The organism is Pseudomonas beijingensis, from assembly GCF_030687295.1.
GTDB classification, from domain to species: Bacteria; Pseudomonadota; Gammaproteobacteria; order Pseudomonadales; family Pseudomonadaceae; genus Aquipseudomonas; species Aquipseudomonas beijingensis.
On record NZ_CP117425.1, the window covers coordinates 3,657,425 to 3,679,072 of the forward strand.

21 protein-coding genes and 2 pseudogenes are annotated in these 21,648 nt (G+C 59.5%); 17 read left to right on the forward strand and 6 right to left on the reverse strand.

Going from position 1 to position 21,648, the window contains the following annotated elements:
* Nucleotides 1–2 precede the first annotated feature (2 nt).
* Nucleotides 3–611, forward strand: coding sequence for a 3-isopropylmalate dehydratase small subunit (leuD, locus tag PSH84_RS16585; protein ID WP_122568353.1), 609 nt, complete (start codon nucleotides 3–5; stop codon nucleotides 609–611).
* Nucleotides 612–647: 36 nt separating this feature from the next.
* Here leuD and PSH84_RS16590 read toward each other — a convergent pair whose 3' ends face one another.
* Complete coding sequence (locus PSH84_RS16590; RefSeq protein WP_122568354.1) at nucleotides 648–1,574, reverse strand: LysR substrate-binding domain-containing protein; 927 nt, start codon at nucleotides 1,572–1,574, stop codon at nucleotides 648–650.
* Nucleotides 1,575–1,865: 291 nt separating this feature from the next.
* On the opposite strand from PSH84_RS16590, the gene PSH84_RS16595 reads away from it, so the two are divergent.
* The 3 genes from PSH84_RS16595 (at nucleotide 1,866) to PSH84_RS16605 (ending at nucleotide 5,039) form a co-directional block, all read left to right on the forward strand.
* Complete coding sequence (locus tag PSH84_RS16595) at nucleotides 1,866–3,281, forward strand: acyclic terpene utilization AtuA family protein (RefSeq protein ID WP_122568429.1); 1,416 nt, start codon at nucleotides 1,866–1,868, stop codon at nucleotides 3,279–3,281.
* Nucleotides 3,278–3,586 carry a DUF4387 domain-containing protein gene (locus PSH84_RS16600; RefSeq protein ID WP_122568355.1) on the forward strand — a complete coding sequence of 103 codons (309 nt, stop codon included), beginning with the start codon at nucleotides 3,278–3,280 and terminating at the stop codon, nucleotides 3,584–3,586. Before PSH84_RS16595 ends, PSH84_RS16600 begins: the two co-directional genes overlap by 4 nt.
* A 79-nt stretch (nucleotides 3,587–3,665) precedes the next feature.
* The gene (locus PSH84_RS16605) at nucleotides 3,666–5,039 is read left to right on the forward strand and encodes an MmgE/PrpD family protein (protein ID WP_305470613.1); all 1,374 of its coding nucleotides are present in this window, start codon (nucleotides 3,666–3,668) and stop codon (nucleotides 5,037–5,039) included.
* 49 nt (nucleotides 5,040–5,088) lie between these two features.
* Here the strand turns inward: PSH84_RS16605 and PSH84_RS16610 are convergent, their stop codons facing one another.
* A complete protein-coding gene (locus tag PSH84_RS16610) occupies nucleotides 5,089–6,294 on the reverse strand; it encodes a citrate synthase (protein WP_122568356.1) in 1,206 nt (401 codons plus the stop codon).
* 258 nt (nucleotides 6,295–6,552) lie between these two features.
* On the opposite strand from PSH84_RS16610, the gene PSH84_RS16615 reads away from it, so the two are divergent.
* From PSH84_RS16615 to PSH84_RS16650, 8 genes are all read left to right on the forward strand, one after another.
* The gene (locus PSH84_RS16615) at nucleotides 6,553–7,842 is read left to right on the forward strand and encodes a CitMHS family transporter (RefSeq protein ID WP_305471185.1); all 1,290 of its coding nucleotides are present in this window, start codon (nucleotides 6,553–6,555) and stop codon (nucleotides 7,840–7,842) included.
* Nucleotides 7,843–7,926: 84 nt separating this feature from the next.
* Nucleotides 7,927–8,496: a hypothetical protein gene (locus tag PSH84_RS16620; RefSeq protein WP_305481380.1), complete on the forward strand. Its 570-nt coding sequence runs from the start codon at nucleotides 7,927–7,929 to the stop codon at nucleotides 8,494–8,496.
* Nucleotides 8,444–9,325 carry an OprD family outer membrane porin gene (locus tag PSH84_RS16625; protein ID WP_305481381.1) on the forward strand — a complete coding sequence of 294 codons (882 nt, stop codon included), beginning with the start codon at nucleotides 8,444–8,446 and terminating at the stop codon, nucleotides 9,323–9,325. The genes PSH84_RS16620 and PSH84_RS16625 overlap by 53 nt, the downstream gene beginning before the upstream one ends.
* A gap of 30 nt (nucleotides 9,326–9,355) precedes the next feature.
* Nucleotides 9,356–10,384, forward strand: a complete 1,029-nt coding sequence (locus tag PSH84_RS16630; RefSeq protein WP_305470615.1) for a phosphoglycerate dehydrogenase — start codon at nucleotides 9,356–9,358, stop codon at nucleotides 10,382–10,384.
* Nucleotides 10,381–11,748, forward strand: a complete 1,368-nt coding sequence (locus tag PSH84_RS16635) for an acyclic terpene utilization AtuA family protein (RefSeq protein ID WP_305481382.1) — start codon at nucleotides 10,381–10,383, stop codon at nucleotides 11,746–11,748. Before PSH84_RS16630 ends, PSH84_RS16635 begins: the two co-directional genes overlap by 4 nt.
* A 1-nt stretch (nucleotide 11,749) precedes the next feature.
* Nucleotides 11,750–12,076, forward strand: a complete 327-nt coding sequence (locus PSH84_RS16640; protein ID WP_305470617.1) for a DUF4387 family protein — start codon at nucleotides 11,750–11,752, stop codon at nucleotides 12,074–12,076.
* Nucleotides 12,073–13,056 (forward strand): alpha/beta hydrolase fold domain-containing protein, encoded by a 984-nt coding sequence (locus tag PSH84_RS16645; RefSeq protein WP_305481383.1) that lies wholly within the window; start codon nucleotides 12,073–12,075, stop codon nucleotides 13,054–13,056. The genes PSH84_RS16640 and PSH84_RS16645 overlap by 4 nt, the downstream gene beginning before the upstream one ends.
* A complete protein-coding gene (locus PSH84_RS16650) occupies nucleotides 13,053–14,321 on the forward strand; it encodes a lipase family protein (protein ID WP_305481384.1) in 1,269 nt (422 codons plus the stop codon). Before PSH84_RS16645 ends, PSH84_RS16650 begins: the two co-directional genes overlap by 4 nt.
* Before the next feature lie 142 nt (nucleotides 14,322–14,463).
* On the opposite strand, the gene PSH84_RS16655 is transcribed toward PSH84_RS16650, so the two are convergent.
* Nucleotides 14,464–14,952 carry a hypothetical protein gene (locus PSH84_RS16655; protein WP_305481385.1) on the reverse strand — a complete coding sequence of 163 codons (489 nt, stop codon included), beginning with the start codon at nucleotides 14,950–14,952 and terminating at the stop codon, nucleotides 14,464–14,466.
* 412 nt (nucleotides 14,953–15,364) lie between these two features.
* On the opposite strand from PSH84_RS16655, the gene PSH84_RS16660 reads away from it, so the two are divergent.
* Nucleotides 15,365–16,570, forward strand: coding sequence for a DSD1 family PLP-dependent enzyme (locus tag PSH84_RS16660; RefSeq protein ID WP_305483177.1), 1,206 nt, complete (start codon nucleotides 15,365–15,367; stop codon nucleotides 16,568–16,570).
* A 16-nt stretch (nucleotides 16,571–16,586) separates the two neighbouring features.
* Here PSH84_RS16660 and PSH84_RS16665 read toward each other — a convergent pair.
* Nucleotides 16,587–17,808: pseudogene (locus tag PSH84_RS16665) on the reverse strand (multidrug effflux MFS transporter).
* On the opposite strand from PSH84_RS16665, the gene PSH84_RS16670 reads away from it, so the two are divergent.
* The 3 genes and pseudogenes from PSH84_RS16670 to PSH84_RS28790 all read left to right on the forward strand — a co-directional run.
* Nucleotides 17,699–18,178, forward strand: coding sequence for a hypothetical protein (locus PSH84_RS16670; protein WP_305483203.1), 480 nt, complete (start codon nucleotides 17,699–17,701; stop codon nucleotides 18,176–18,178). The pseudogene PSH84_RS16665 and the gene PSH84_RS16670 overlap by 110 nt on opposite strands.
* Nucleotides 18,154–18,423: a YceK/YidQ family lipoprotein gene (locus PSH84_RS16675; RefSeq protein WP_122568367.1), complete on the forward strand. Its 270-nt coding sequence runs from the start codon at nucleotides 18,154–18,156 to the stop codon at nucleotides 18,421–18,423. The genes PSH84_RS16670 and PSH84_RS16675 overlap by 25 nt, the downstream gene beginning before the upstream one ends.
* 81 nt (nucleotides 18,424–18,504) lie before the next feature.
* A pseudogene (locus PSH84_RS28790) lies at nucleotides 18,505–18,600 on the forward strand (LysE family translocator); the annotation flags it as partial.
* Between the two features lie 162 nt (nucleotides 18,601–18,762).
* Here PSH84_RS28790 and PSH84_RS16680 read toward each other — a convergent pair.
* On the reverse strand, nucleotides 18,763–19,221 hold the full coding sequence (locus tag PSH84_RS16680; RefSeq protein ID WP_122568368.1) for a winged helix-turn-helix transcriptional regulator: 459 nt from the start codon (nucleotides 19,219–19,221) through the stop codon (nucleotides 18,763–18,765).
* Nucleotides 19,222–19,346: 125 nt separating this feature from the next.
* On the opposite strand from PSH84_RS16680, the gene PSH84_RS16685 reads away from it, so the two are divergent.
* On the forward strand, nucleotides 19,347–20,732 hold the full coding sequence (locus tag PSH84_RS16685) for an MFS transporter (RefSeq protein WP_439800535.1): 1,386 nt from the start codon (nucleotides 19,347–19,349) through the stop codon (nucleotides 20,730–20,732).
* On the opposite strand, the gene PSH84_RS16690 is transcribed toward PSH84_RS16685, so the two are convergent.
* On the reverse strand, nucleotides 20,657–21,547 hold the full coding sequence (locus PSH84_RS16690) for a LysR family transcriptional regulator (RefSeq protein ID WP_003200706.1): 891 nt from the start codon (nucleotides 21,545–21,547) through the stop codon (nucleotides 20,657–20,659). The genes PSH84_RS16685 and PSH84_RS16690 overlap by 76 nt on opposite strands.
* Nucleotides 21,548–21,648: the final 101 nt, after the last annotated feature.

The following is a 21,648-nucleotide window of genomic DNA, read 5'->3' on the forward strand; positions in this document are numbered from 1 at the left end:
CCATGCAACCTTTTGAGATCGTGACTGGAAAAGCCGCGCCTTTGCTCGCCTCCAACATCGATACCGACGTCATCATGCCCAAGCAGTTCTTGAAGGGGATCGATCGAAGTGGCTTGGATAAAGGTGTGTTTTTCGATCTGCGTTTTCTTGAGTCCGGCGAGCTCAATCCAGACTTCGTCCTCAACCAACCAGCGTGGAGCGGGGCCAGTTTCCTGGTGACCGGGCCCAACTTTGGTTGTGGTTCCAGCCGCGAGCACGCGGTATGGGGGCTCAAGCAACTGGGGATTCGTGCACTGATCGGGATAAGCTTTGCCGGTATCTTCTATGACAACTGTCAGCGTAACGGCGTGCTCGCGATAGAACTTTGCGAATCGCAGCTACAAAGACTGGCTCGCGTAGTAAACAATGGGGCCACCGCGACCATCAGCGTCGATCTGCCGAACCAGCGGATTTGGCTAAGTGAGGGGTCGGTCATCGAATTCCCCATTGATGCGCTACGCAAGCAATCGTTGTTGTCGGGGCTGGACGCTATCGGCGCGACCTTGCAGCGGGCGGCGCAGATTCGTGATTTCGAAGCGCGTCACTACACAGAAAATCCGTGGCTGAACTGAGTTCCCAAGCGCCTGCCAGCTGCGGCTGCCGGGCGCTCAAGCGAGGGCGAGGGTTCTGAAATGCTCTTCGAAGAATTCGATACAGACCCTTAGCTTGGCGGACTGGCTGACCCGCGTCGGGTAAATGGCCCAGACATCGGCGCTCTGGGAATAGTCAGGCAGCACGTGGACCAGTTGTCCACTTTCAAGCAGGGGCTTGACGTCCCACAAGGAGCGCAGAAGGATGCCTGCGCCACTCAAGGCCCAGCGCAACACAATCTCGCCACTGTTCGATGACAGCGGGCCGTTGACGCGAATGGACTCTTCAACGCCGTCTTTTGTCAGGTTCCAGATGCCAAAGGCGTTGTTACGCTCCTTGAGCACCAGGCAATCATGCCGGGCCAGATCATCCAGGGACGTCGGGATGCCACGTTTTTCCAGGTACCCGGGGGTTGCACAGAGCACCCTGCGGTTACTCACGAGTTTTTTTCCCAGCAGTTGTTGAGGGAGGTCGTAACCCACCCTGATTTCAAGATCGAAGCCTTCGTTGACGATATCGACCATGCGATCAAACACGTCCAGGCGAATCTCCAGTCGAGGGTACAACTGCGACAGCGCGGCGATCGCGGGCGCGACGTGGTTGCGGCCAAAACCGAAAGAGCTGCAAATGTGCAGGCTCCCCTGCAATTGTTGGCGCGAGTCGGTCAACTCGCTGATGAAGTCGTCCATATCCCCCAGGAGTCGAGTCGCGAAGACGCGGACACGTTCGCCATCGTCGGTCAATGCGACACGTCGGGTCGTCCGATGCAACAGCTTCGCGCCTAACGCGGCCTCGAGGACGGAGATCCGCTTGCTGACGTACGCAGGGGAAAATCCCAAGGCCTCGGCAGCATTGCCAAAGCCGTTTTTGCGGATGACGGTGAGGAACACGCGCAGGTCCTCCGGCAGCAGGGATTGTTCTCGATGGGTAGGCTTGCGTCTCATGGCTTGGATTTATTCCAATGATGTGATCGGAGTCAGTTTGCAATGGATGCGCTAAACGTTCATGCGTTGCAATGCAAGTGCCCATCGATTACACCCCTGAGACCAGCTTTTAACACACCCGCCTGGAAATAAAAAATAGGCTCGAAGTCTTTCCGCGATATTGATCCGGTTATTTTTGGAGTGCCTGAGTTACCGTTTGTTTGTCAGCGATATATGGATAAATTCTGTCCACTTGTCAGCGTAATTGCAGCCATTATTATTGGCGCACTGAGTGGTCTAGAAGAGGTTGTCATGGCGCAGTTATTTGAAGGTTGCGTAAAAGTGATCGTTCCCTGTGGTTCTTTGGGGGCGGGTGTTCGAGAAGAAGAAATTACTTATGGGCTGGCGGCAGGGGCGCAAGTCATCGCCACGGATGCAGGTTCAACGGACAGTGGCGCGGCCTACCTTGCACTTGGAAAGTCCAAGAACAACCGAGGCGCGGTAAAACGTGACCTGACGATATTGATGAAAGCGCAAGCGCGATCCGGTGTGCCGATCATTGTGGGAACCGCAGGGCAGGCCGGAGGTGATCTCAATCTTGATTGGACGCGCGATATTGCTCTGGAAATCGCCAAAGAGTTGGGCGTGTCGCCGAAGATTGCGCTCATCTATTGCGAGCAAGACAAAGACACCATCAAGAAACTCAATGCCGAAGGTCGTATCAAAGCGCTCCCGCCTCACGCCGAGTTGGAAGACGCAACGGTGGACAGTTGTGAACACATTGTCGCTGCACTGGGGGTGGAGCCCTTTATCGCGGCCTTGGACGGTGGTGCCGATATCATATTGGCCGGCCGCGCGACCGATACCGCCGTCATTGGCTGTTACCCCATCTGGAAAGGCGCACCGTGGGGCCCGTCCTGGCACGCTGGCAAGACCGGTGAATGCGGCGTGCAATGCGCCGTCAATCCCACGCTTGGATCGGGCATCTTGCTGAGTGTTGATGCGAACGGCTTTGAAGTCGAGCCCTTGAGCCAGGACAACCAGTGCACGCCCCATAGCGTCTCGGCGCATATGCTGTATGAAAACAGCGACCCATTCCGGTTGGTGGAGCCGGGTGGCATCCTGAATGTTGCACAGGCGCGTTATACCGATTTGAATGGACGTGCCGTTCGGGTGGAAGGCTCGCGCTGGGAAAGCATGCCCTACACAATGAAATTGGAAGGGGCGGCGGCGGGTTTATATCAAACGATCATGTTGGTGGGCATCCAGGACCCGGATGTGCTCAATGATGTCGATGGGTTTCACGATCGTTTGCTGGAAGCACTTTACACAAGAACCCGCCAATCCATTCCAGCCGAAGAGTTGGGCGAGTTTCATATTTCCCTGCGGATGTACGGGTGGAATGGCGTCACCGGTGTAAAACCGCCTGTCGGAACATTACCGCCGTCTGAAATAGGCATGTTGTTTGTAGCCACTGCTGCTACTCAGGAAATGGCTAATACAATTGCCCATGCCTGTAATCCTTACTTCTTTCATTATCCCAGCGTCATGGGCAAGGAATTACCTTCGTACGGATTCGCTTTTACACCTGCGGATATACCCCGAGGCCAAATTTATGAGTTCAAGTTGAACCATGTGGTGCAACTCGAGAATCCCATGGAGTTGGTCCGTTTGAAATGGATTGATTTGTCGGACACGTCGATGGCGATGAAGGAGCTTGCACAATGATTAAGTTGCGTGATGTTTGCCGGCATGTCCGATCCAAACAGGCGGGGCCGTTCTGGATTACATTCGATATTTTTTTCAACGGACGCGAGAACTTCGAGCGTTATTGCGATTGTGCCGCACTGTCCCCGGCGCAATTTGCCAGGCTCTACGGAACCGATCCCGAACGAGTCAAGCGTATTGCAGTGCCGGACCTGGAAATGGTCAAGATTTCCTATCCTCGTGCAACGCCACAAGGCGGGATGGTCGAGCGGGACATGCACGCTGGCCAGCAATACGTCCGCTTGCTTGACGTCGTCATCGACTGAGACGTCGGGCGCCATGTCGTCCCTTGATCTGTTCGCCTCATGGACGAGGCCTGACCCACCTATTCAACCCGAGGTAGTTATGACGGACTCGACCGTTGCGATGCGGCTTGCGCGCTATGCCCACGCATTCAGAAAACAGCACTTGCCCGAAGCGATCATCCACCTTGTGCGCCAGCGTTTTATCGACAGCCTGGCGTGCGTGCTGGGTGCCTACGGAGCTGATCCGGTCGAGGCCGCCGTGTGCTACGCCGCCGCCAATACCGCGAAATCATCCAGCGTATTTGGTACGAACCTGCAAACAACGCCGGAAATCGCGGCCTTCACCAATGGCCTGATGGTTCGTTTCCTGGACTATAACGACGGCTACATGGGCCTGGAGCCGGGCCATCCGAGTGACAACATTCCAGCCTGCCTCGCCGTGGCGCAAGCGGAGGGGGCCACCGGTGCCGAACTGATTTCGGCTATCGTCCTGGCCTATGAAATCCAGATGCGCTTGCAGGATGCGGCAAGCTTGAACAAGCGTGGCTGGGACCACGTCAATTACATCAACGTCGCGATGGCGGCGGCGGCTTCCAACCTGATGAAGCTGGACGTGGCACAGACGGAGCAAGCGATCAACATCGCCGTGAGTGGTCACTTGGCCATGCGTCAGGTACGCAGCGGAGCGTTGTCCGACTGGAAGGGCTGCTCAGCCGCCAATGCCGCGCGCAACGCCATTTTCGCCGCTCAGTTGGCGCGTCATGGCATGACGGGGCCGTCGCCAGTGTTTGAAGGTGAGATGGGTTTCTTCAAACAGGTTTCGGGGCCGTTCGACCTGGAGACGAATCGCTTTGGTACGCCCGACAATGGCGATTACGCGATACGGCGCTCCCTGACCAAGACATTCCCCACCAATGGCGAGCTGCACACCGCCGTCTGGGCCGCGCTTGATATCCGCAAACGGATCGACGATGTAAAGGCCATCGCGACTATTACGATCGAGACATCTGAATTCAACCGTCGGGTACTGGCGGATACGCCTGAGAAATGGCTGCCGAAAACCAGGGAAACGGCGGACCACAGCCTACCTTACAACGTGGCCCGAGCCTTGCTCGACGGTGACCTCACGGTGGGTTCGTATTGCCCTGAAAAGATTGCCGACCCTGCGGTGATTGCCTTGATGGACAAGGTCAGCGTGGTCGAGGATCCGGCGTTGACCGCGCTGTTCCCACGCCATCTTGCCAACCGTGTCAGCGTCACCCTGGTTTCCGGCGAGCAAGTCGTGAGCGAGATGATCACCGGGCCCGGGTCAGTCGAAACGCCGATGACCGATCACGATTTCGAACGAAAATTCCGGCGCATGGCCTTGCCGCATATCGACGCATCGGCACAGGCCGAAGTGCTCGGGTTCGTCGCAGGCCTCGAGAAGCAGACCGAATTCACATCGCTGTTTGCGGCGATGGCTGTCTCCTAGCGGTCTGTCGCTCCAATGGGTTTTCGCCAAAGGAGCGACCGCACGGGGCTTAACGGCGGTCGGTCTCGGTTGCCGTAGGCAACGTCCCTACGTAACGGGCGCGAGGGCGGGCGTCATGGTGCTGGTTGTATTGCTCGCTGGCATGGGCTATCCAGCCGATCAAGCGACCGACGCCAGCCAATGAAATTTCCTGCCCGTGCAGCCCGAATTTCTGACCGATGAAGCTCACCAGAAGGATGAATTCCGGCGGGTACGCCACGAGTTCCGAGGCCACCGCAAAAGCTTTCTGCAGCTTTGCGAACTCGCTGTCACCCTCGAACACCGCGGTCAGCGCCGCCATGAGGTTACTGGCTCGCGGATCGTTGACGGAATGGACATTGGGGCCGAACCCGACAATGTGTCCGTCCTGGCTGTAGCGCTGCAAAATAGGTCGCGCAGGGTCCGCAGCGGTGCAGATTTCCTCGATCATCCTGCTGGCGGCTTCATTTCTTCCATACGCGATTTTGTGGCCCCGGGCTGCGGCAAGTCCGGCAATGACCGCGTAGTAGGGGGTTGCGCCGGTCGTGGCGGCGACACGCACGCTATGGGTGGTGTGATCCAACTCATGGTCGATACTGAGGATCAGCAGGCGCCGGATCAGGTCCGCATGCTCAGGTGGAGCGCCGCAGGCCTGGGTGATGAACTCATGCAAGGGTTGCGTGCTCGGTTCGGTCGCTCCCACGACCAAGGCGGCAAACCATCTCACGACATCGGCGCCGGTGCGCGCGTAGCTGTCCGTGGAAAGGTCGAAGGCCTTGGGATTTTCTCTTTGCACCAAGGGGAAAAGCGCGATGGCTTTTTCCTGGGCGGACATGTGTTCGTAGATCTTCAGCAGCTTGACACTGTCCCTCGGTACACGGGGCAGTGACGGGCCGAACGCCGAAGGCACTTGCCAGATCAATTCGGCGACTTCTTCAACCGTTGCGCGGTCCGCGAGCTCGACGACGTCATGGCCCCGATAAAACAGGCCATCATCGGTGATCAGCGTAATCGCGCTGTCCGACGGTGACGAGCGCTTGAATGCGTGTTTCTCTCCCGCCGGGCGCTTGACCAGGCGCTGGATGTCTTCGGCCCAATAGCGGCGCTTGGGCGTACCCGGGATCTTGAGGGAGCGGATATTTTTGCGGCTGACGTAGGCGTACAGCGTCGGCAGGCTGATCCCGAGTAGGGCAGCAGCCTCTTCTGCCGAAAGGTAGAGGTCTTCTTGTTCTGGCATGACGGGTCCGATCAGATTGATTGAAAGGCGTACATGTTTATTAGATATACCGTCATTTCATCAATGTAAACAAGGTAGCGGTTTTTCCTCAGTTCCACCCTAAAATTTTTCATCAAAACCGATGAACTTGACGGGGATATTGACGAAAAAAATCAAGATTTACAGGCTTTCGCCCCCTATGTAGATTTCGAGTGCGCAAAAGTTGTTCACATTGATTTTCGATGCATCGATAACAATAAAAACGAAAAGGTGAAACGCATGGCTTGGTTAGGTTTCGCAATGGTCGTCACGTTTATGGCATTGATCATAAGCAAGCGACTTTCCGCGGTGACGGCGCTCATTCTCATTCCGGTCGCTTTCGGGCTGGCCAGTGGGGCAGGGCCGGAACTGGGTGGGATGGTGATGGACGGCGTCAAGCAAGTAGCTCCCACCGCACTGATGTTGATGTTTGCAATTCTGTATTTCGCGATCATGTTTGACGCTGGGCTCTTCGAACCTGCGGTACGGCGGATTTTGCGGTTCGTCGGCAATGATCCTCTTCGAGTCGTACTGGGCACTGCGCTGCTGGCCGCTGTCATCTCGTTCGATGGCGATGGTGCGACGACGGTCTTGATCGTCACGACCGCGTTCCTGCCGCTCTACCTGCGCCTCGGGATGAACCCGCTCATTCTGGCGTTGATGCTCTTGCTGACCAATACCGTAGTGAACCTGATTCCCTGGGGAGGGCCGGTCGCCCGCGCCGCCAGCGCCCTTCATCTCGATGTGGCGGATATGTTCCTGGGCTTGGTGCCGGCCATGTTCGCGGGGCTTGCCTATGCATTCGTCGTGGCGTTCTGGATCGGCCACAAGGAACGGCGCCGCTTGGGCTGGACGCCCGGTAGCCAGTACGTCGCACCGGAGGAGGTCGCCTTGCCGACCGTGCAATCCGAAACACAGCGACCGAAGCTTTTCTGGGTCAACCTGGCGCTCACCGCAGGACTCATGTACGCCATGGCGACAGGGCTGGCCCCTTTGCCCATGTTGATGATGGTGGGGTTTTCCCTGGCGCTGCTGATCAACTATCCGCGCCTGTCGGAACAGAAGGCACGGGTTGCGGCTCATTCTGAAAGTGTCCTGATGGTCATCGCCCTGATATTCGCTTCAGGTGCGTTTACCGGGATTTTGTCAGGCACCGGAATGGTCGATGGCATGTCGGCGAAAATCGTCCAGCTGATTCCCGACGGTGGCGGACAATACTTCGGCATTATTACCGCACTGGTGGCCTTGCCGCTGAACTTCCTGTTGTCCAACGACGCGTTCTTCTTCGGCATCTTGCCGGTGCTGGGGGCGGCGGGTGCCGAATACGGTATTGATCCCATGCACATCGCCCGTGCGGCGGTACTGGGACAGCCGGTCCATGCACTCAGCCCGTTGGTCGCGGCGGTTTATCTCATCAGCGGCATCATCAAACGCGACATGGGTGACATGCAACGATACTGCTTGCTCTGGGCCATAGGCAGCAGCCTTGTCTTGATTGTAACTGCCGTTATTACACGGGCGATTATTTGATTAATTAGTTCGCTGCGCCGAAGTTTGAAGGACGCCAGGTCGCGTCTGCTCACGTCAAAATAAAAATAATAGATGAGGTGGTCGATGAAATCGATTAACGCCGTCGCTATGACGTTGCTGTCGACATTGTTGGTGTCTGATGTTTGTCTATCGGCAACCATCAGCAATCCGGACAGGTTCCAGCATGAAGGCAAGCTGAATGCTTATCTTCGATCGATGTATATCAATACGCGGATATCCAACGATTTGATCGAAGATCGTTTCGGTGGGTTTCCGGACGGCTCCGAGTTGGGCGGGACAGGGGTTGGCGCGATCCTGGACTACAACTCCAGTTATTGGGCCGGTGTCGTAGGCTTTGATGCCTCATTGTATGGTGTGGCGATGATTGATTCGAAAGACAATGGTCGGGATTTGTTTGACGACTCCGACGGCACTAACGGTGGTTTCGCGAAAGTCGGTCAGAGTTATTTCAAGTTGCGTTATGAGGGCGAGGGCTGGAACGCCGATTCGCAAATAGGGGCGGGGCCGGTTCGATGCGGGAACGTTGGTGACACTCGACACTCGGATCGTCCCGGGCTCCTATCAAGGAGGCCGGGCCCACTTGAACTTTACCGAGATGGGCATTGGCCCATTACCCGGTACGTTGGGGTTTGAAACCGCTTACATCAACCGCACATCTCCTCGGGACCGGGAAAAGTTCGAACACCTGCTGAGCCAGTCAGGCGAGGAAATAAAAGACCTGTACACCTACGGCATCAAATACGATTTGAAGGCCATTGAACTTGGCTACGATCATGGGGTGTCGCGAGACTTCAATGAAAATACCCGTTATGGACTGACGCTGAAAGCACCTCTCGGCGAAAAGGCGGGCGTTGTATTGGACACTCAATACTATGAGTTTCAAAAAGCCGGACGAGTTTGGGAGCGTGATTGGCAGGCCGGCCAGGCCGCTTATGACGATGACGCCACGTGGCTGAACATCAATCTGGGTTTATTGCTCGATAAACTTCGCCTGGGTGTTTCATTTTCCGAAACAAAAGCCGAGTTGAGCAACGGACAACTGGGCTACGCCTATTTCGATCATGGCGATAACGTCGATGGCAAGATGGATGCCTGGACACGTTCCGGTAACGACTTCAATAACGATGGCGAGCGAACCTGGCAAATAGGCGCCGAGTATGACTTGAGCGGGCATTCGTTGTTAGGGGCTTCGCTGGACGGTTTCAAAGTCATGACTATCTACAAACAAGGCGAATTTGATGCCACCGACCCTTTCAGTGGCCGACGCACTGACGTGATCGAACGACAGAATGAATACCGTCTCTACTATCGCTTTGACGAAAAGGAATATTCCGGACTTTCAGTCGGCCTGATTTATATCGATTACCGAATCGACCAGGACTTTGTCGCGCTGGTGTCCGCTCAACCCGACAACGTGGTGACTGGCTCAGAGGCTCGGGTGTACCTGGATTACGCATTTTGATTGCCGGACATACCTATCGAGAGGCCCGTGATGTTTAAACCTCGCCACACCATCGTGGTTACACAGCGATTCTTCGATTCAGAAACCGTGCATTACCTGGAGAGCCATGGCTGTGACGTTGTCGTCGCGCAGCTGGCTAAGGGGCAAGCGGACGGCGACCTGAGCGAACGCCAATTGATCGATCTCCTGGAAGACGCCGACGGTTGGATCGTCGGGCACGCGAACGTCACGTCGGGCCTGTTGAGTGCGCTCCCGCGTCTGCAAGTCATTGCCCGTCGTGGCGTGGGCTACGAGCGGGTCGATACCGCAGCGGTAGCAGCGGCCGGAAAGGTGGCGACCATCGCCATCGGCGGCAACGACGCCAGCGTTGCCGACCATACCGTGGCGTTGATGCTCGCCGTGTGCCGCCAGCTCAAACGCTGCCAGTTGGGGCTGTCGGCAAACGACTGGTCGATTCCCCTTGGGGGCGATCTGTACCGCAAGACCGTTGGTGTCGTCGGCTTGGGCCGGATTGGTCGGGGCGTGCTGCAGCGCTTGTCCGGGTTCGAAGTCAAACCGCTGATCTACACCCCTCGTCCGCGCGGCACACAGCTCGACGGTATTGCTCAAAGCTGCTTTGTCGACCTGGAAACGCTGCTCGAGGAAAGCGATTTCATCACCCTTCATGCGCCGCTCAACCTACATACCCAGGGGCTCATCGATGGCCGTGCGCTGAAGCGGATGAAACCTTCCGCAGTGCTGATCAATACCGCGAGGGGTGGGCTGGTACGGGATGCGGATCTGCTGTGGGCCCTGCGGGAAAACCAATTGGCTGGGGCAGGGCTCGATGTGTTCGAAAGCGAGTCGGATCCGGTGCTTTCGGCCGTGACCGAACAACTCATCCAGCTCCCGAATGTGATCGTGACGCCCCATGTCGGCGCCTCCACGGTCGAGGGGCTCAATCGTACCAACCTGATTGCCGCTCAATGTGCGGTGGCCGTGCTGCAAGGGCGTAGCCTGCCGGGTCATTGCGTCATCGCTGACGGACGTCGCTCTACAGGCTCGAAGGAGAATCCATGAATACCCCGATCAAAGTGCTGACGCCAACGGGTGCCATTGGCACCGGCTTCCCACGGGCGGCGTTTGACCTGGCGCTGCTGGAACGACCGGACGTGATTGCAATGGACGCGGGGTCTACCGACTCCGGTCCTCATTACCTGGGCACCGGCACGACCAAGGCTTCGGCCTCGATACTACGGGCCGAGTTGCGCGTGTTCATGCAGGCGCGGGCGCAATTGGGCATCCCGCTGATCATTGGCAGCTGTGGCACCTGTGGTTCCGACGCGGGCGTCGACTTGATGCGCGGCCTGTGCGAGGACATCGCCGCCGAACTCGGTCAGGTCGTACGTATTGCGAGCCTCTACAGTGAACAACCGGCAAGCGTCGTGAAACAAGCACTGGCCCAAGGTCGAATCAGGCCCTTGCAACTGGATCACATCGACGATGCCCTGGTTGAGCGCTGCTCGCGTATTGTCGCGCTGATGGGCGTGGAACCCTTCATTCATGCGCTTGAAGACGATGCCGATATTATCTTGGCGGGCCGTTCCACCGACACAGCGGTCATGGCTTCGCTGCCCATCCTGCGCGGAGCCCATCAGGGCGCTGCGTGGCATGCCGGAAAGATTCTGGAGTGCGGCGCGTCCTGCACGACGACGCCCGCCAGCGCGGTGGTGATGGCAACGATCGACGACACGGGATTCACCATCAAGGCCATCGGCGAGGGCGCCCGGCTCACGCCGCGATCAGTCATGGCCCACATGCTTTATGAAAACAGCAACCCCTACGTGCTCGTCGAGCCCGGCGGCGTATTGCACGTGGAAGAGGCGGTCTACACCGCGTTGGACGAACAGACCGTGCGAGTGGAAGGTTCGGTCTGGAAGCCCAGCGAAGACTACACCGTCAAGTTGGAGGGAGCGGCGCCGTGCGGTTTCCAATCGGTAGTCATGTGCATTGTCCGTGATCCGGAATACGTCGAGCGCTTCGATGAGTGGCTTGCCAGCCTGGATTCGGTCATGCGTCAGCGAATCGAAAAACACCTGGGCATCGGCTCCGATGACTACGACTTGCAGTTCCGCGCCATTGGCAAGGATTCCGCTTTGGGAGCCCTCGAGTCGCGAAGGGTGACGCCAGTGGAAATCGGTGTCATGGCGATAGCCACGTCGGCAACCGCCGAGCGCACCCAGGACATGGTCGCGTTGCTCAATCCCTACCTGCTGCACTTTCCGTTGCCCGGCGACAAGGACCTGCCCACCCACGCGTTCCCGTTCTCGCCGGCCTCGATGGACCGGGGCATGGTGCACGAGTTCGTGCTCAGTCATGTGATGGTCGTGGCAGACCCGTTGGCACCTTTCCGGTTTGCTATCAAGACAGTCGAGGGAGCATGAGATGAATACTCTGCAAGCATTGGGTTATGAGATCCGTTCCAAGAACGCCGGGCCGTTTTCCCTGACCATCGATGTGTTCTGCAAGGACTCGGAAATCTTCGCGCAACTGGCCGCGGCGCCGAAGCTGCAAGCATTGGCGGTCGCCGAGCTGTTCCGCAGGCCGGCGGAGTCGATCAGTGTTTTCCCCATCGAGGCGTTGAACGTGATCAAGATCAGCCTGCCGCGTCCCGTGGCGCAGGGCGCCTTGCAGGACCGGGACATGCACGGAGCGCAATGGGCGTTCATCCTGCTGGATGCGCTTGGAAGCGGTGAGGACGACCGGCCATGAGTGGCGTTGAAAGCTTGTCGGCGGATGCACCTGCGCCGGTTCACCCTGACCTGGTGGCCGTGGCCACGACACTGCGCGAGCAAAGGTTGCTGCCGGTCGTTCACGGGAATGTGCATAGCGTCAGGGCTCAGTTGGAGCGGATCAATGTCTGGGCTGCACACCGCAGCGTGCCGCTGTCCTATGAGCGCACCTTGGGGTTTGCCGTCGATGGTCGAACGGTGCCCTGCAAGCTCTATTGGCCGGAGGGCGACGAGACGCCTTGCTTGATGTTCTACTGCCATGGCGGTGGGTTTCGCCACGGCTCGCTCGCCGGCTGGGACGCGCCGCTGCGCCAGTGGGTGCGCGACAGTGGCCTGGCGGTGCTGTCCATCGACTATGCGCTGTCGCCGGAATATCGTTTTCCGGTGGCATTCAACGAAGTGGTGTCGATCATCAGCCGGGTCATCAAGCTTGGGGCGATCACCGATTGCCCGGTGCGCGGTTATGCCTTGGGTGGCGACTCGGCAGGCGCCAACCTGGCCCTGGGTGCTGCGATTGCGCTGCGCGACGCAGGGTTTGATGTGTTGCGGCAGTTGTTGCTGTTCTACGGCAACTACTCACGCGACATGAGCTCCGATTCGTGGCGAAGGCTGGGTGGATACGGGGGGCAGAATCTGTCGGTCGAGACCATGAGCGCCTACTGGGCGAGCTACCTGGTCAATGACGAGGATGACTGGCGGGTACAGCCGATCAACGCTGACTTGGTCGGCCTGCCACCGGTGCGATTGGTGGTGGGGGAACTGGACCCGTTGCTGGATGAGAACCGTGAGCTGGCGGACCGCTTGGAAAGCGCGGGTGTGGCGACACACCTGCAAGTGCTCGCGAACATGACCCACGGGTTTGTCCGATTCAATGAGGTGGCCCCGGTCGTGCGCGATGTCATCGCTGCGCAGGGCAGTGCTTTGCGCAAGGCTCTTTCTGTTCAGGCGAACTTCCCATGAGCCGATTCCGTAGCGCGGGCTTTGCGCGAATTTGCGGCGGCCTATTCTTCGTCATGGCGGCCAACGCCCTCGCGGCTGGCAGGCTCCCTGTCGGTCCTGCCGCAGGAGACAACGAGCTGTCGGCGTTTTACCGCTGGCCTGAAGCAATGCCCGCGCTGCCCGGTGCGCTGCTGCGAAGCGAGACCTTGCCGACACAACCGCAGATGCCTGCCGCCGCGCAAGCTTTGCGCCTGCTCTACAGCTCTATCGACGAGCGCTGGCACTCCGGACTCGTTGCGGTCAGCGGGACGTTGTACCTGCCGGCTGGACCTCCACCGGCGCAAGGCTGGCCGTTGCTGGCCTGGGCCCATGGTACGCTGGGGATTGCCGATGCTTGCGCACCGTCCTGGGCTGGCTGGCGCGACCGTGATGCGGCGTATATCAATCGCTGGCTGGCGCGCGGATTCGCGGTGGTCGCCACCGATTATCAAGGTTTGGGAGGGCCAGGGCCGCATCCCTACACGTTCTGGCAGGCCGAGGGACGCTCTGTCCTGGACTCGATTCGCGCGGTCCGTTCGATCCGGCCGGGCCTGATGGCTAGTCACACGATCCTGGCCGGGCAATCTCAGGGGGGAGGGGCGGCATTGGGCGCGGCGATCCTTGCCGATGGCTACGCACCGGAGCTTTCTATCCGGGGCGCGGTACTCACGGCGCCGAATAGCACATTTCCCCATGGCCCCATTGCGCTGCCGCCGCGCCAGTCCAATACGGTGTTCCTGGCATTGGCATCCGGCGGCTTGCGCGAGGACGGGCCGCAGGTCGAGGACATCCTGACGGACAAGGGGCTTGAACTGCTAAGTGTGGCTCGGCACGGCTGTACCCGTGACATTGCCCGAGAATCCAAAGCGTTGCAGATCGATTCGTTTGCCGAGCTTCTGACCGTTACCCCCGAGGCGTTGAATGCGATGCGCATCCCAACGACCGACATGCCCCAGGCATCGATTGCCTTCCCGTTACTCATTGCTACCGGCCAGGCGGATGAAACGATCACCCCTGTGCGCCAGTACGCGGTCGCGGCGGCGTTGTGTGCCGCTGGTAATCAAGTCACCTGGCGGACTTATGAAGGCCTGGGGCATGACGGGGTGCTGCATGGTTCATTGGACGATGCATTTGCCTTCGTTGAGGCCCAGCTCGACGGATCGGGCCCTGGCTCGAATTGCTCCACTCTGCAAAGGCCCGGTCCGCCGGGTGAAAGGGATACAACCGCGCCATTTAACGACGACTGAATGCAACCTGTGGGAGCGAGCTTGCTCGCGATGGCGGAGGGTCAGTCGATGAAGTATCAGCCGGGTGGCCCTCATCGCGAGCAAGCTCGCTCCCACAATGGCCTGGGGTATGGCCCGACCCTTGTGTCGAGGCCGTCTGGTCTCAGGACGCGTCCTGCTGATAGGTGCAACCCACGTAGAGGTCACTGTCCTTGTTTTCGGTGGAGACCACGCGCAGGGTCGCGCCGTTGTCGAGGTTGCGCTGGTAATCCACGTAGCCGTCGGTATCCAAGGTCTTTTCCAGTTTCAGGGTGCTGGCGAGTTTCTCTGCATCGGCCTTCGGATTGCTGCTCTTGGCCTGGAGAAAGAAGCTGAAGCGGTCGGTCATCACCAGGGTGGTCGACGACACGCCATGCACCGTCAGTGCCGGGGAGGCTTGCCAGGCGCCACCGCCCCACGGGGTGTGCGCTTCATCCTTGGGCAGCGACACTTGCTCCGCGTCAACCAGGCCGTTGAACTCGCTCACCTGTTGCGCACTGGCCTGGCACTGCGCCAGGGCCTTGAACAGATCGCTGTGGCTTGGACCGGCGGCCAAGACAGGGGCGGTGGACAGGCAGCCAGCCAGGGCAACGACACCAAGAGAGATTTTCATGAGGACATCCTTGTACAGTTGGATAACAGGTAATGGGAGCCCGAGATGAATGGCAACGGGCATCGGCCATGGACGACTTGCCCGGTTGCATATGGGGCTGGGCTGCGGTCGGAAGCTTGCCACCACGGACGTGAATATGTCATCAGGATATTTTGGAAAAACTTGCGCCAAGAGGAGGGCATGAACGGATCGAGTCCGTTGTAGCCACTCACCCATGAGGGGCATTTCTTCCGGGCATCGGCAAAGCATGGCCGCCAAAGTCCCCTTTCTGACCTCCCATAGCCTCAACAGCCTGGTACCGCTGCCGTAACGTGCATTTGACTGCGCGCGAAGGAGCATCCTGATGAACCGTAGAACCTTTATGCTCGGCACCGCGGGCGTGGGTGCGTTGATGGCCGGGGCGGGTGCGCTGTTGCGGCCCAGCGACCGGGGCAGTCCCTACAACGAGTACTTCCGTGCGTTGAACCAGGAGCTGAAGGTCCATGGGCCGATGCGCCCCGTGATGCTGATTGACCTCGACCTGCTCGATCACAACATCAATGTGGTCATGCAATCGGTCAAACGTGCCGGCAAACACCTGCGCCTGGTGGAGAAATCCCTGCCGTCACCGGGGTTGCTGGCGTACATCGCCAAACGCACCGATAGCCAGCGGTTGATGTCATTTCACCAGCCTTTCCTCAACCATGATGCAGTGACCTTTCCCGAGGCCGACCTCTTGCTCGGCAAGCCTTTGCCGGTGCGCTCGGCCGAGCTGTTTTACCAAACCCACAAGGGCACCTTTGACCCCTCCAGACAATTGCAGTGGCTGCTTGACACCCCACAGCGGCTGATGGATTACCTGATATTGGCCCAGGGTCTGGGCATTCGGATGCGGGTCAATATCGAGCTGGATGTCGGCCTGCATCGCGGCGGAGTCGCGGATCACGCAGTGCTCGGCGAGATGCTGACGCTGATCAGCGCCCATCCGCAGCAGCTCGAATTTTCAGGCTTCATGGGGTATGACCCGTTTGTCGGCATGGGCGTGCCCCGGGTCCTTGGTTCGTCCCAGGCGTTGTTCGATCAGGTGATGGTCATTTACAACGGTCATGTGAATTACGTGCGTGAACATTTCCCGGCGCTTTGGCACGACGGGCTCACGCTCAATACCGCCGGCAGCCCCAGCTACGGCATGCACGAGCAGGAGCGCTTGAGCAGCGAGGTCTCGGTGGGGACAGCATTTCTCAAGCCGACGCATTACGACCTGCCCTCGCTGGCCGAGCATGTGCCGGCGGCCTTTATCGCAACGCCCGTATTGAAAAGCACCGGGGCGGTCAATTTCCCCGCCCTGGATGACAAGTCCCGATTGTTCTCCTGGTGGAATCCGAATCAGCGCGGAACATTCTTCATCTATGGCGGCAACTGGATGGCCGAGTTCGAGTCTCCCTCGGGGCTGCAAAGCAATGAGCTCTATGGTCGCAGTTCCAATCAGGAAATGGTCAATGGCTCGCCGGCCGTGGGGCTGAACGTGGAGGACCAGGTGTTTTTACGACCCACCCAGACCGAGTCCGTGCTGCTGCAGTTTGGTGATTTGCTGGCCGTGCGCGGGGGGAAGATTGTCGACACCTGGCCGGTGTATTGATTGGCAAAGCGCTTGCTCAAAGCCTGCCCCGCAACAGAAACAGCACCAACGCGACCAGGCAGGCCGTCGCCTGAATTCCACCCAGCGTCGTTATCGGCGCGAAGCTCAAGACCGAGGCGAGCCAGGTGGTCAGCGCCGCCGCACCCATGGAGAGAAAGCCCAGCAGTGCGGACGCCATCCCGGCTTCTTTGCCGAAAGGGCCCATGGTGATGGCCGTGCCCAGCGGATTGGCCAGGCCCATGCCCCAAAGGAAGGTGACCATCGAGAGGGCATACCACCCCAGGCCAGGCACGGCCGGACCTACCAGAAGCAGGCCGCCGCCGACCATGGCGCAGGCAATGCCCAGCAGCGTGACGATTCGGGCGCCATGCCGATGGGCCAAGCGCGGAGCCGCCATGCCGGCCGCGAACACGACGAAGACCGTGGCGGCGAAATACAGGCCGGTCTGCACCGACGTCAGGCCGATACCTTGCATCAGGATGGCCGGCGCCGCCGCGAACGAGGCGAACAAGCCGCTCATCAGCAAGCCCATGGAAAGGGCGGGGAGGATGAAGCGTTTATCCAGTACCAATCGGCGATAGGCGAGCACCACGCTCTTGGCCGAGTGTGGTGCCCGGCGATCGGCGGGGTGGGTTTCCCCGAGGTCGCGCACGTAGAAAAACGCCAGTACAACGGCGGCCAGTCCCACCAGGATGAAGATGGCGCGCCAGCCGAGCGTGACGGCCAGGACGCTGCCGGCCAACGGCGAAAACCCCGGTGCCGCGGCCGTGGCGATCATCGTCAGCGACAGAGCGCGGGCGAGCGTCTCGCCTTCGAACAGATCCCGTGCGATGGCACGTGACAGCACCGAGGCCGCGCACACGCCCAACGCCTGCACGACGCGTCCGGCGATCAGGACATCGAGCGTGCTGGCAAGACCGGCGATCACGGTGCCGACCACGAACACCGACAGGCCGCCCAGCACCAGTTTCTGGCGTCCGTAGCGATCGGCCAGTGGACCGACCACCAACTGGCCCCAAGGCGAACGTGATGAAGAAGCTGGACAGCGTCAGGCCCAGCTCGCGAGCGGTCACGCCCAGGTCTTCACCGATATCTGCAAACGCCGGGAGGATGATGTTGGTGGAGAGCATGCTGATCGCCGCCAGGCCTGCAAGCAGCGCCACGACTTTGCCGGTCAATGGTTGGGTGGAGGCGTGGGGCTGGGTATTGGCAATCGCCAATGAAGTTTGGGCTTCCATACATCCTCTCTCCGGTGTTTGCTTGGCGGGTAAAGACGTTGATGCCAAATGCCGCAATGGTGGCTCGCGACCCCGTCGCAGTGACGGCGGCTTTCTACATGATGGTCGTAATATTTTTATAAATATGATGATCGTCATCTCTTGCGTCAAGCTAAATATCTGGCGGGTGCAGGCGGGGATTCACTTGCCGCCAAAAAAGCAGGCAGCGTTGAACGAGCGGGGAGTGGGGAGCACCGAATATACAGGCCTCCTAAGCGACCGGCCGACGCAGCGTCAGCATGGTGTACCTCTACAGGTCGTCCGCCATCGATGCTACAGTCCCGTCTTTCCAGGGGAGAGAGCGTCATGCGGATCGTGGTATTGGCTTTGACGATGGCGCTGCTGACGGGATGCGCGACGGCTAACGAAACCTTTGGCATGGGGCAGCTTTGCGGCCGCCAGCCTTACTGCGGTGCGGCCACCGATATCAAGATCATCAAGGGCTCGACGAACGACAACGACGTGTATTCACGTGCGCTGGCACCGTTTGCAATCATTGACCTGCCTTTCAGTATCGTCGCCGATACGCTGATCCTGCCCTATACGATTTTTCATATGAGGCCTGCCGAGGAGTAAGGGTGTTGCCCCGTCCGCAGGGCCGCCATACGGCATTTTGGGTAACGATCACCACCCACAGACCTCGCGAGGAAGCACAAGATCGACGGTTCCGCTGTCTTGACAGTTTTTTTGGTCTACCTGGCCGGTGTGGTGATTCCTGGGCCGAATTTCGTCGCCGTGGTCTCCAGATCGGTCATCCGCTGACCGAGCGCCCATCGCTGAGCAGGGATGACCTGACAGTACTGCCTGTGCCATTTAAACCCCGGCGACGGCCTCGCGAACGAAGTCTTCATAGTGGCCGATTTCATGTGCGCCAGGTACCCGGACCTGTCCCTGGTCTTGCAGAGATAAAAACGCTCACGTCAGGTTGTCGGTCACGAGTCTCACCCTGTGGCAATCGGTCGGCCCGAGTGTCTGACCGCTTGCCGAGCGCACCTCCATCGGCATGAGGGCCTGGCCGGATGCGTTGTCCAGCAGCACGGAGCGCGTCTCTCCCGGCTCGAACAGGAAACGTTCGCCCCACTGCCGCAGGCTGACTACCACTGGAAAGATCTCCCGGCCTTTCTCCGTCAAGACGTACTCCTTGTAGGCGCTCCCATCCGAGGCGGGTCGAACGTCGAGTACGCCGACCTCGACCAAGGCTTTGAGTCGCGAAGCCAGAATGTTCTTGGCAACGCCCAGGCTCTTTTGAAATTCGCTGAATCGACGTATGTCGTCGAAGGCGTCTCGAATGATCATCAGCGACCAGCGATCGCCAATCACGTCCAGTGTCCTGGCGACCGGGCATTCGTTGTTTTGCGATGAAGCGGTTTCCATTTCATTGACCTCTGAAAAAGCATTGCCAAGTTGGCCGGAACTTTGTGGTTGCAAATTGAAACCTGATCGATCAACAATCCATTCAGGTTTTTAATTGAAACCAGTTTAGCGCCAAGGAGACGTGCATGACAGCAGAGGCCGACTGTTTCACCCGGCAGCCTTCGGACAAGCAGGGTGGCGAGGGAGCTTGCTCCCGCTTGAGTGCGAAGCGCTCACAAAAGGGGCTGCTACGCAGCCCAGCGGGAGCAAGCTCCCTCGCCACAGGGTCGTTGAATGAACAGCAGTGCCCAGGGCTTTCGCCATCGCTCACGTTATTGTTTTCCGTGACCTGCGCACTGGCCGTCGCCAATGTCTACTTTGCCCAGCCCTTGCTTGTCTCGATGGCCGAGAGCCTGGGCGTTGCTCAAGGATTGATCGGGGTGGCGGTGACGGCCACTCAGGTGGGTTACGTCCTGGGGTTGCTGTTGATCGTCCCGTTGGGGGACAGGATCAACCGTAAACGGCTGGTGTTCGCGCAGTTGGTGTTGTCTGCGATTGCGCTGGCAGCCGTCGGCGCAGCCCAACATTGGTTGGCTTTGCTGGGCGCCATGATCGTGATGGGGTTACTGGCAGTGGTCGTCCAGGTGCTGGTGGCCTATGCCGCCGTGCTGTCCTCGCCCTCGCAGCGAGGGCAGGCCGTGGGAACCGTCACCAGCGGCGTTGTCCTGGGGATTCTCCTGGCGCGGTTTACCTCCGGGGTGATCGCCGATCTGGCGGGCTGGCGCGGGGTTTATTTCGTTTCCTCGGGCTTGATGTTGATCATCGCGGCGGTGTTTTGGGCCAGGGTGCCTGCCGCTGTGTCGCCCGGTAACCGGCAGCCCTACCTGGCGCTCATCCGCTCGCTGTTCATGCTGTTCGCGACCGAGCCGGTGCTGCGGACCCGGGGCCTGCTGGCCTTGCTGATCTTTGCCGCTTTTTCAGTGCTGTGGACGGCGATGGTGCTGCCGTTGAGCGCCGCGCCGCTGTCGCTTTCACACACGGCCATCGGCCTGTTTGGCCTGGCGGGCGTCGCCGGGGCCCTGGCGGCCAGACACGCCGGTCGTTGGGCAGATCGAGGTTTTGGACAACGGGTGACCGGCTGGTCGCTGGGGCTCCTGACGCTCTCCTGGCTACCCATCAGTTTTACCGAGAGCTCGCTGATCGCACTGGTCTGCGGCGTGGTGCTGCTCGACTTCGCGGTACAAGCCGTGCACGTCACCAACCAGAGCCTGATTTTCGCCGCACGGCCTGACGCCCAAAGTCGCATGGTCGGCGCGTACATGTGCTTCTACTCGGTGGGCAGCGCACTGGGGGCGGCCGCCGCGACCCAGGTCTATGCGCTGTGGGGCTGGAGGGCGGTCAGCCTGCTGGGCGCCTCGATCAGCCTCGCCGCACTGGTGCTGTGGAGGCTCTGGTCTCATTGCGGCCACTGCTCAAGCAGGATCGAGACGAATTTCTCCGCAGCCGGGGAGAGCGATGCGCCGCGGCGGTAGACCAGGCCCAGCGAACGGTTTACCACCGGTTCGATCAGCGGCACGCTGACCAGGGTTGGATGATCCCCGGCGGGCATTGCCAGGCTGGGCATCGCCGACACGCCCAGGCCCGCCTCGACCAGCCCCAGCGACGTCGACAGGTGCTGCACTTCATAGAACCACTGCGGGCGCCAGCTCAGGCCCGACAGCGCATGATCCAGCAGCATGCGGTTGCCGCTCAGGCGACCGACCCCGATCAGCCGATAGTCACTGAGTTCCGACCAGGTGACCGCACTGCGTTCAGCCAACTCATGGTCGCGCCTACAGGCCAGCACAAAGGGTTCGTTGACCAGGGGCACGAACTCGATGTCGGGGTGCTGGCCGCTCATCATGTTGATGCCGAAGTCGGCTTCGCCGCGCAGCACCGCTTCGAGCCCTTCGTTGGCACTGAGGTCGAGCAGGCGGATGCGGATTTTCGGGTAGCGCTCGTTGTAGAGGCGGATCACCGAAGGCAGGAAATAGAACGCTGCCGTGGGGATGCAGGCCAAGGTCACCCGGCCGATCTGCCGTTCCGCCAGCTCGCGGATGTTGAGAATCGAGTCGTCGAAATCATCCAGCAGGCGCCGCGCCTTGGGCAGGAAATCACGGCCGACACTGGTCAGGCTGACCTTGCGAGTCGTGCGATCGAGCAAAGCGGTGCCCAGGCCTTCCTCGAGTTTTTTCATCCGTCGGCTCAGGGCCGGTTGCGACAGGTGCAGCGCATCAGCGGCTTCGTGGAAACTGCCCAGTTCGGCGATTTTCACGAAAGATCGTATGTCCTGGAGCTCATATTCCATGTTCTACCTCGGCGGAGAGAGGGCTGCGCGATACCAATCATCGTAAGATAATTCATTTGTGAAACGCAATAATTGCTCCGATCTTTGCATTGGAAACACTT

Coding starts and splice junctions, on each gene's coding strand:
- PSH84_RS16605 (WP_305470613.1), top strand. CDS start 3,666: ATGACGGACTCGACCGTTGCGATGCGGCTTGCGCGCTATGCCCACGCA.
- PSH84_RS16600 (WP_122568355.1), top strand. CDS start 3,278: ATGATTAAGTTGCGTGATGTTTGCCGGCATGTCCGATCCAAACAGGCG.
- PSH84_RS16635 (WP_305481382.1), top strand. CDS start 10,381: ATGAATACCCCGATCAAAGTGCTGACGCCAACGGGTGCCATTGGCACC.
- PSH84_RS16640 (WP_305470617.1), top strand. CDS start 11,750: ATGAATACTCTGCAAGCATTGGGTTATGAGATCCGTTCCAAGAACGCC.
- PSH84_RS16680 (WP_122568368.1), bottom strand. CDS start 19,221: ATGGAAACCGCTTCATCGCAAAACAACGAATGCCCGGTCGCCAGGACA.
- PSH84_RS16610 (WP_122568356.1), bottom strand. CDS start 6,294: ATGCCAGAACAAGAAGACCTCTACCTTTCGGCAGAAGAGGCTGCTGCC.
- PSH84_RS16685 (WP_439800535.1), top strand. CDS start 19,347: ATGACAGCAGAGGCCGACTGTTTCACCCGGCAGCCTTCGGACAAGCAG.
- leuD (WP_122568353.1), top strand. CDS start 3: ATGCAACCTTTTGAGATCGTGACTGGAAAAGCCGCGCCTTTGCTCGCC.
- PSH84_RS16670 (WP_305483203.1), top strand. CDS start 17,699: ATGCTGATCGCCGCCAGGCCTGCAAGCAGCGCCACGACTTTGCCGGTC.
- PSH84_RS16650 (WP_305481384.1), top strand. CDS start 13,053: ATGAGCCGATTCCGTAGCGCGGGCTTTGCGCGAATTTGCGGCGGCCTA.
- PSH84_RS16645 (WP_305481383.1), top strand. CDS start 12,073: ATGAGTGGCGTTGAAAGCTTGTCGGCGGATGCACCTGCGCCGGTTCAC.
- PSH84_RS16590 (WP_122568354.1), bottom strand. CDS start 1,574: ATGAGACGCAAGCCTACCCATCGAGAACAATCCCTGCTGCCGGAGGAC.
- PSH84_RS16615 (WP_305471185.1), top strand. CDS start 6,553: ATGGCTTGGTTAGGTTTCGCAATGGTCGTCACGTTTATGGCATTGATC.
- PSH84_RS16595 (WP_122568429.1), top strand. CDS start 1,866: ATGGCGCAGTTATTTGAAGGTTGCGTAAAAGTGATCGTTCCCTGTGGT.
- PSH84_RS16620 (WP_305481380.1), top strand. CDS start 7,927: ATGAAATCGATTAACGCCGTCGCTATGACGTTGCTGTCGACATTGTTG.
- PSH84_RS16655 (WP_305481385.1), bottom strand. CDS start 14,952: ATGAAAATCTCTCTTGGTGTCGTTGCCCTGGCTGGCTGCCTGTCCACC.
- PSH84_RS16690 (WP_003200706.1), bottom strand. CDS start 21,547: ATGGAATATGAGCTCCAGGACATACGATCTTTCGTGAAAATCGCCGAA.
- PSH84_RS16630 (WP_305470615.1), top strand. CDS start 9,356: ATGTTTAAACCTCGCCACACCATCGTGGTTACACAGCGATTCTTCGAT.
- PSH84_RS16675 (WP_122568367.1), top strand. CDS start 18,154: ATGCGGATCGTGGTATTGGCTTTGACGATGGCGCTGCTGACGGGATGC.